The sequence below is a fragment of the Actinomadura harenae genome (assembly GCF_003696215.1).
Lineage (GTDB): Bacteria > Actinomycetota > Actinomycetes > Streptosporangiales > Streptosporangiaceae > Spirillospora > Spirillospora harenae.
On the sequence record NZ_RFFG01000201.1, the window covers coordinates 1 to 7,143 of the forward strand.

Genomic DNA, 7,143 nt, shown 5'->3' on the forward strand with positions numbered 1-7,143 from the left:
CACCGGGGGCGGTGGGACCGGCGGGTTCACCGGCGGCGGGGTCACGGGCGGGACGGTCACGGGGGGCGGCACCGGCGGCACCGGCGGCGCGGGCGGCTGGGCCGGGGGCGCCGGGTGCGGGTGGCACGGCCTCCCGAAGATCACGATCCCGATCGAGACCTGGATGTCGACGCCGGTCTCGATGCACACGGTCGCGCCGCCGCCGTTGACCCAGGGCGGGGGCGGCGGCGGGACCATCGAGATGACCTCGCTCCCGAACTCCGACCCGACGATCGCGACGACGCCGCCCTCGGCCATCCAGACGGGCGGGGGAGGCGGCGGGTCGTCCTTCGTCACCCGAACCTTGGCCCGGCCACCGGCCGTCCCCCCGCCTCCGCTCGTCCCGCCGCCGCTTCCGCCTCCTCCCGCACCCTTCTGTCCGCCCGCCGCCTTGTCCGGCCTCGGCCCGGGGGCACCCCCGCCGTCGGCTTTGACGTGCCGTGGGGGCGTGTCCCGCTTGGGGCGGGCGTGGTGCCGGGCGTGCGGGACGACCGGTGTGACGTGCGTGGCCGAGGAGGACCCGGTACCGGACGGGACGGGCGAGGCAGGCGGGGCGGGCGGGGCAAGAGGTGCGGGCGGTGCGAGGGACACCAGCGACGACGAGGACGACGACAGGGACGACGGGGACGGCAGGGGCTGCGACGACGCCGTCCCGCCGGTGCCCGTTCCCGTGGCGGTCGTTCCCGCCGGGGCCGGGGTGTCGGCCGCGGCGGCGGGGGAGGCGGGGGCGAGGGCAGGGGAGAGCGCGCCGGCGGCCGCGCCGATCAGCAGGAGCGGGGGCAGGGCGAGCGCACGGCGCACCTCAGCCTCCCTGGCCGATGCGGGTGAACTCGGCGGACACGGAGCTGAACGCGTCGGGGTGGACGGCGATCGCGCCGGAGAACACGTGGGAGATGTCGACGGTGAGGTAGATGCCGACGGCCAGGAGCGCGGCCATGAGACCGAGGGGGAGCAGGGCCCAGCCGCGGGGGCGGGCGCCGGCCAGGAGCGGCAGGACGATCACGACGAGGCCGGTGAGGAGGGTGATGATGAGCAGGCCGGTGGGCGGGTGGGCGCGGGCGTCGGTGGCGCGCTGGTGGCGGGCGGCGGAGACCTCGGTGAGGTGGTTCAGGACGGTGGTGCGGGCGTCGGCGGACTCGGTGCCGTCCTTGAAGGGGACGGCCATGGTCTCCCGGCGGAGTCGGTCCAGGCGGGCCCAGCCGTCGGTGCTGAGACGGCGGTGGTCGCGCATGAGGGGCCATTCGGTGCGCCGGACGAAGGTGGCGTAGTCGGCGACCTCGGCGCGGGTGCGGGTGGCGTCGGCGGGGTCGAGGCGTCCGGCGGCCCAGTAGGTCTCGACGAGGGCCTGGGCCTCGGCGTTGGTGTTGGAGCGGGCCGCGTCGGCGTTGGTCCAGGGGACGACGACCGCGATGGCGAAGGCGAGGAGGAACAGCGCGGACAGCATCGATCCGGCGTGGCCGTTGGTGGCGCCGTCGGGGGCGTCGTCGTCGGTGCCGCCGCGGGTGCGGCGCAGCAGCCGGCTGGCGATGACCACGACGGCGACGGCGCACGCCGCCGCGAAGAGGTAGACGGGCATGGTCCACTCCCGGGGTTCCGGTCCGACTCCAGTGCTGACGCGTCGTGATTTTACTTTCACGTTGCGTGGTTGTAGGAGTTTTCGCGTGCCGGTGTGACGGGAGTGGAAGGTGAAGCATTCCCTGGAGTCAGGGAAGACGGGCGGGTAAGGGGAGTCCGGCCCGGGGTGCGGTCCGGGCCGGGCGTCGCTCACGCCCGTGAGCGGGTTCGGATGCGGGATCGGTCAGAGTTCGATGCGGGTCGGTGTTCGGTGTGGGTCAGTTCGGTGTGGGTCAGAGTTCGATGCGGACGGACTGGTCGCGGAGCCAGGTGTCCATGCTGAGGACGATCTCGAAGGCGCTGCGGCGTCCGCCGAAGCCGGTGCCGACGGTCGGGTCCATGGGCCGGTCGGCCATCTCCTTCAGCGAGGCGCGGTCCAGGAGCGGGGTGACGGGCGCGGTCGTGTCGGTGATCAGTTCGCGGATCTGGTCGCACAGGGCCAGTTCGTAGGCGGGGTCCTGGATGGCGGGGTAGGGGCTCTTGCGGCGTTCGATGATCGAGTCGGGCAGCAGGTGGCGTCCGGCGGCGCGCAGGAGGCTCTTCTCGTGGCCGTCGTGGGTCTTCATCGCCCAGGGCGTGCCGTAGACGTACTCGACGAGGCGGTGGTCGCAGAACGGGACGCGGACCTCCAGGCCGACGGCCATGCTGGCGCGGTCCTTGCGGTCGAGCAGGATCGGCAGGAAGTGGGTGAGGTGGAGGTGGCAGACGCGGCGCATGCGGCGTTCGTGTTCGCTGTCGCCGGGGACGCGGGGGACCTCGGCGATGGCCTTGGCGTAGTGGTCGGCGACGTAGGCGGGCATGTCGAGGGTCTGCAGCAGGCCCCGGTCGAGGGGGCCGGGGCGGTCGACGCCGAACCGCTGGGATCCGCCTTCGCGCATGCCGGCGGCGATCCAGGGGAAGGTGTCGGCGCGGACGGCGTCGGCGTCGTGGAACCACTGGTAGCCGCCGAAGACCTCGTCGGCGGACTCGCCCGACAGCGCGACGGTGGACTTGCCGCGGATGGCGCGGAACAGCAGGTAGAGCGAGGTGTCCATGTCGCCGTTCATGGCGGGGTTGTCGAAGGCGTGGACGACGGTGGCGCGTAGTTCGGGGTCGGCGAGGCGGGCGGCGTCCACGACGATGTCGGCGTGTTCGGTGCCGGCGTGGGCGGCGAGGTCGTGGACGAACGGGGTGTCGGGCGTGTCGCGGGCGGGGTCGGGGATGAAGCTCTCGGCCTGCCCGACGAAGTCGACCGCGAAGGAGCGGACGGGGCCGTGGGCGGCGGCGAGGGCGGTGATGATGCTGGAGTCCAGGCCGCCGGACAGCAGGGTGCACAGTGGGACGTCGGAGACCAGTTGCCGCGCGACGATGTCCTCCAGCAGGCCGCGGACGGTGGCGATGCTGGTGGGCAGGTCGTCGGTGTGCGGGGTGGCGGGCGGCTGCCAGTAGCGGCGGATGGTGATGCCGGAGCGGCGGACGCGCAGGACGTGGCCGGGCCGGAGTTCCTTGATGTCGCGGTAGGGGGAGTTCCCGACGTCCTTGAAGAAGCCGAGGACGCTGCGCAGGCCGTCGGCGTCCAGGACGGCGTCGGCGGCGGGGTGGGCGAGGATGGCCTTGGGTTCGGAGCCGAAGGCCAGGCCGCCGGGCAGTTGCCTCCAGTAGAGGGGTTTGACGCCGAGGCGGTCGCGGACCAGGAGGAGTTCCTCGGTGCGGGTGTCCCAGACGGCGAAGGCGTACATGCCGTTGAGGTGTTCGGCGAGGTGTTCGCCCCATTGCAGGTAGGCGTGCAGGACGACCTCGGTGTCGCTGCGGGTGCGGAAGGTGTGGCCGTGGGCGGCGAGTTCGGCGCGCAGTTCGGTGAAGTTGTAGACCTCGCCGCTGTAGGTGAGGACGGCGGCGGGCACGCCTTCGGTTCCGTCGGGTTCCCGGGTTGCGGGGGCGGTCATGGGCTGGCGGCCGCCCTGGATGTCGATGACGGCCAGGCGGCGGTGGCCGAGGACGGCGTGGGGTGAGGTCCAGGCGCCCTGGTCGTCGGGGCCGCGGCAGGCCATGGTGGCGATCATCTCGGCCGCCGTCCGGGCGGTGTCGGCGGTGGTGGCGCCCGCGGTCAGGTCGCGGCCGAAGTCCACCCATCCGGTGATTCCGCACATCGTGCTCACCTCTCGTCGCTGGGGTACGTCCCTCAGTTACTTAGCCAAACAAACTTGTTTCATGCCGGTCAGGCGGCCTGTCGATGCCCGGAACACTCTTTCCGGACGGACTGCAAAGAGGTTCTTGCGCGTGACATGGTGCATACCGGAAGATCTTCCGTAGAGAACGCGTCAATGAGGACGATTGTTCGTCGCGGCCCGTCCGGCATGCCCGATGCTGGACATCTGAGGCGGGCGCGGCGGAGAAGGGAACGGCGATGCCGACCGACCAGCCGAGGGAGAATCCCCGGTGACCGGCCCGAACACGCGCGGCAAGCTCGACCTCGACCCGGAGGTCGTCCGCAAGGCGCGGAACCTGGCCGCCCGGGCCGCCGAACCCGTCATCCAGATGGCTCGTACCCACACCACCGTGTCGGTCGAACGCGCTTTGCTACGTCTTTCCGGTCTTTCGGGCGCGGACGCGGACGGGAAGCCCTGGGCCAACCACCTCGTCGACACCGTCCAGGCCCACGTCGGCCTCGAACACGGCGTCGCCCTGCCCGTCTGGGACGCCCTGGCCCGCGGCGGCCACGGCTCCCTGGCCGAACTCGCCGCGGCCGCCGCCGCCGGACGCGTCGACTTCCGCCTGCCCACCGGCTCGGACGCCCGCACCGCCCACGAGGCCGCCCGGCGCGCCGCCCGCGGCGGCATGGACCGCATCGACGCGCGCCGCGCCGAACGCGACCGGATGCTCGCCGAGGTCGGCGACCCGCCCCAGCCGTGGATCTACCTCATCGTCGCCACCGGCGACATCTACGAGGACATCCCGCAGGCCCAGGCCGCCGCCCGCGAGGGCGCCGACGTCGTCGCCGTCATCCGCTCCACCGGGCAGTCGCTGCTGGACTTCGTCCCCGAGGGCGCCACCCGCGAGGGCTACGCCGGCACCTACGCCACCCAGGAGAACTTCCGGCTCATGCGCGCCGCCCTGGACGACGTGTCGCGCGAACTCGGCCGGTACGTGCGGCTCACCAACTACGCCTCCGGGCTGTGCATGCCCGAGATCGCCACCCTCGCCGGGCTCGAACGCCTCGACATGATGCTGAACGACTGCATGTACGGCATCATCTTCCGCGACATCAACCCCCGCCGGACCTTCATCGACCAAAGGTTCTCCCGGCAGATCCACGCCCGCGCCGGCATCGTCATCAACACCGGCGAGGACAACTACCTCACCACCGCCGACGCCGTCGACGCCGCCCACACCGTCATCGTGTCGCAGCTGCTCAACGAGCGGTTCGGGCACGAGGCCGGCCTGTCGGACGCCCAACTCGGCCTCGGCCACGCCTTCGAGATCAACCCGAAGATCCCCGAGTCGTTCCGGCTGGAACTCGCCCACGCCCAGCTCGTCCGCGAACTGTTCCCCGACGCGCCGCTGAAGTACATGCCGCCGACCAAGCACATGACCGGCAACATCTTCGCCGGGTACCTGCTCGACGCGTTCTTCAACCTCGCGGGCGTCATGACCGGCCAGTCGATCATCCTCATCGGGATGATGACCGAGGGCATCCACACCCCCTGGCTGTCGGACCGCGACCTGGCCCTGGAGAACGTCCGCTACGTCCGCGACGCCGCCGGAGGCCTCGCCGAGGACTTCGTGCCCCGCCCGGACGGGTTCATCGGCGAACGCGCCCGCCGCGTCCTGTCCGAATCCATCGACCTGCTCGACAAGGTCGACAGGGACGGCCTGCTCACCGCCATCGCCGAGGGCACCTTCGGCGTCACCCGCCGCCCCCCGGACGCCGGCAAGGGCCTGTCCGGCGTCGTCGAACGCGCCGACGGGTACGTCAACCCCGCCATCGAGATCCTCGACAACGAGGACCCGCACGCCGCCGGCGCCCCGCAGGAGGTGACCGCATGACCACCGACCCCACCCAGGGCCCCGGGACCACCATCGGATCCGGCACCGGCACCGCGACCGGTGTCGTGACCGGCGCCGACACCCAGGCGCCCGCCGAACCCGCCGACACCCGCCAGGTCATCCGCCCCTACGGCGACACCACCGGCGACGGCCTGGTCCAGATGTCGTTCACCCTGCCCGTCCCCGCCGGCCCCCGCGCCGACGCCGCCGCGCTCCAGCTCGCCACCAAGATGGGCCTGGACCCCGCCAGCGTCGTCCACGCCAAGCCCATGGGCCCCGACTTCACCTTCTTCATCGTCTACGGCCGCACCGGCCACCTCATCGACTACGCCTCCATCCCCGTCCCCGAGGGACGCGAGTACCCGCTGCTGTCGGCGCCCGAGATCAACCAGGCGATCCGCACCGGCCTCGGCCGCCGCCTGGTCGTCGTCGGCGCCTGCATCGGCACCGACGCCCACACCGTCGGGATCGACGCGATCCTCAACGTCAAGGGCTTCGCGGGGGAGAAGGGCCTGGAGTACTACCGCGAGATCCACGTGATCAACATGGGCGCCCAGGTCACCGTCGAGGAACTCGTCGACCGCGCCAAGGACGCCGACGCCGACGCCGTCCTGGTCTCCCAGGTCGTCACCCAGCGCAACGCCCACCTGCACAACACCAAGCAGATGGCCGCCGCGTTCCACGCCGAGTACCCCACCGCCGTCGCCGCCGGCATCGGCCGGCCCCTGCTGGTCGTCGGCGGACCCCGCTTCGACACCGTCACCCCGTCCGACCTCGGCGTGGACCGCATCTTCGGCAAGGGCACCACCCCCTCGGAGGTCGCGTCCTTCCTCGTCCACGCCCTGCTGCCCGCCGCCGCGACCGGCACCCAGGAGACCCCATGACCGACGCCACCGCACCACCCGCCACCGGAAACGAGACCGGGACCGACGCCGGGACGGGGACCGACGCCGGGACGGGGGCCGGGGCCGACCCGCGGCTCGGACTGACCGTCACCCACCGCCGCTACGTCCCCTACTCCCACGCCCACTACGCCGGGAACCTCGTGGACGGCGCCTACGTCCTCGGCCTGTTCGGCGACGTCGCGACCGAGGTGTGCATCCGCACCGACGGCGACGAGGGCCTGTTCGCCTCCTACGCCGACGTGCAGTTCCGCGCCCCCCTGCGCGCCGGGGACGTCGTGGAGGCCACCGCCGAGGTCACCCGCGTCGGCCGCCGCAGCCGCACCCTGGCCCTCACCGCCCGCGTGATCTGCCGCGGCCGCCCCGACAAGGGCGAATCCGCCGCCGAGGTCCTCACCGACCCGATCACCGTCGTCACCGCCACCGGCACCGTCGTCGTGCCCTGACCCACCCGTCCGCCCACCACGCCGCGTCGGGCCACGCCATGCCCGACGTGCCCCGACCTGCCCTGCCGGGCCACGCCGGCGGCCCGGCGCCTCCGGCCCACCGGGCCGCCCAGGCC

Annotated in this window: 5 protein-coding genes and 1 pseudogene; 3 read left to right on the forward strand and 3 right to left on the reverse strand. The window is 72.7% G+C overall.

Annotated elements, in window-relative coordinates:
* From EBO15_RS43940 to asnB, 3 genes and pseudogenes are all read right to left on the reverse strand, one after another.
* Positions 1-840 (reverse strand): annotated as a pseudogene (locus EBO15_RS43940) (hypothetical protein); the annotation flags it as partial.
* A gap of 1 nt (position 841) precedes the next feature.
* The gene (locus EBO15_RS42190; protein ID WP_122200051.1) at positions 842-1,615 is read right to left on the reverse strand and encodes a bestrophin-like domain; all 774 of its coding nucleotides are present in this window, start codon (positions 1,613-1,615) and stop codon (positions 842-844) included.
* Between the two features lie 271 nt (positions 1,616-1,886).
* A complete protein-coding gene (gene asnB, locus EBO15_RS42195; RefSeq protein ID WP_122200052.1) occupies positions 1,887-3,782 on the reverse strand; it encodes an asparagine synthase (glutamine-hydrolyzing) in 1,896 nt (631 codons plus the stop codon).
* Positions 3,783-4,071: 289 nt separating this feature from the next.
* Here asnB and kamD point away from each other — a divergent pair, with 289 nt between their 5' ends.
* The 3 genes from kamD to kal are packed head-to-tail and all read left to right on the forward strand — an operon-like array spanning position 4,072 to position 7,027.
* A complete protein-coding gene (gene kamD, locus EBO15_RS42200; RefSeq protein ID WP_122200053.1) occupies positions 4,072-5,679 on the forward strand; it encodes a lysine 5,6-aminomutase subunit alpha in 1,608 nt (535 codons plus the stop codon).
* Positions 5,676-6,563 (forward strand): lysine 5,6-aminomutase subunit beta, encoded by an 888-nt coding sequence (gene kamE / locus EBO15_RS42205; RefSeq protein ID WP_122200054.1) that lies wholly within the window; start codon positions 5,676-5,678, stop codon positions 6,561-6,563. The genes kamD and kamE overlap by 4 nt, the downstream gene beginning before the upstream one ends.
* On the forward strand, positions 6,560-7,027 hold the full coding sequence (kal, locus tag EBO15_RS42210) for a 3-aminobutyryl-CoA ammonia lyase (RefSeq protein ID WP_122200055.1): 468 nt from the start codon (positions 6,560-6,562) through the stop codon (positions 7,025-7,027). Before kamE ends, kal begins: the two co-directional genes overlap by 4 nt.
* Positions 7,028-7,143 lie beyond the last annotated feature (116 nt).

Excerpts from the sequence above, each read along its gene's own strand:
- kamE (WP_122200054.1), top strand. The coding sequence starts at position 5,676 with ATGACCACCGACCCCACCCAGGGCCCCGGGACCACCATCGGATCCGGC.
- kal (WP_122200055.1), top strand. The coding sequence starts at position 6,560 with ATGACCGACGCCACCGCACCACCCGCCACCGGAAACGAGACCGGGACC.
- EBO15_RS42190 (WP_122200051.1), bottom strand. The coding sequence starts at position 1,615 with ATGCCCGTCTACCTCTTCGCGGCGGCGTGCGCCGTCGCCGTCGTGGTC.
- asnB (WP_122200052.1), bottom strand. The coding sequence starts at position 3,782 with ATGTGCGGAATCACCGGATGGGTGGACTTCGGCCGCGACCTGACCGCG.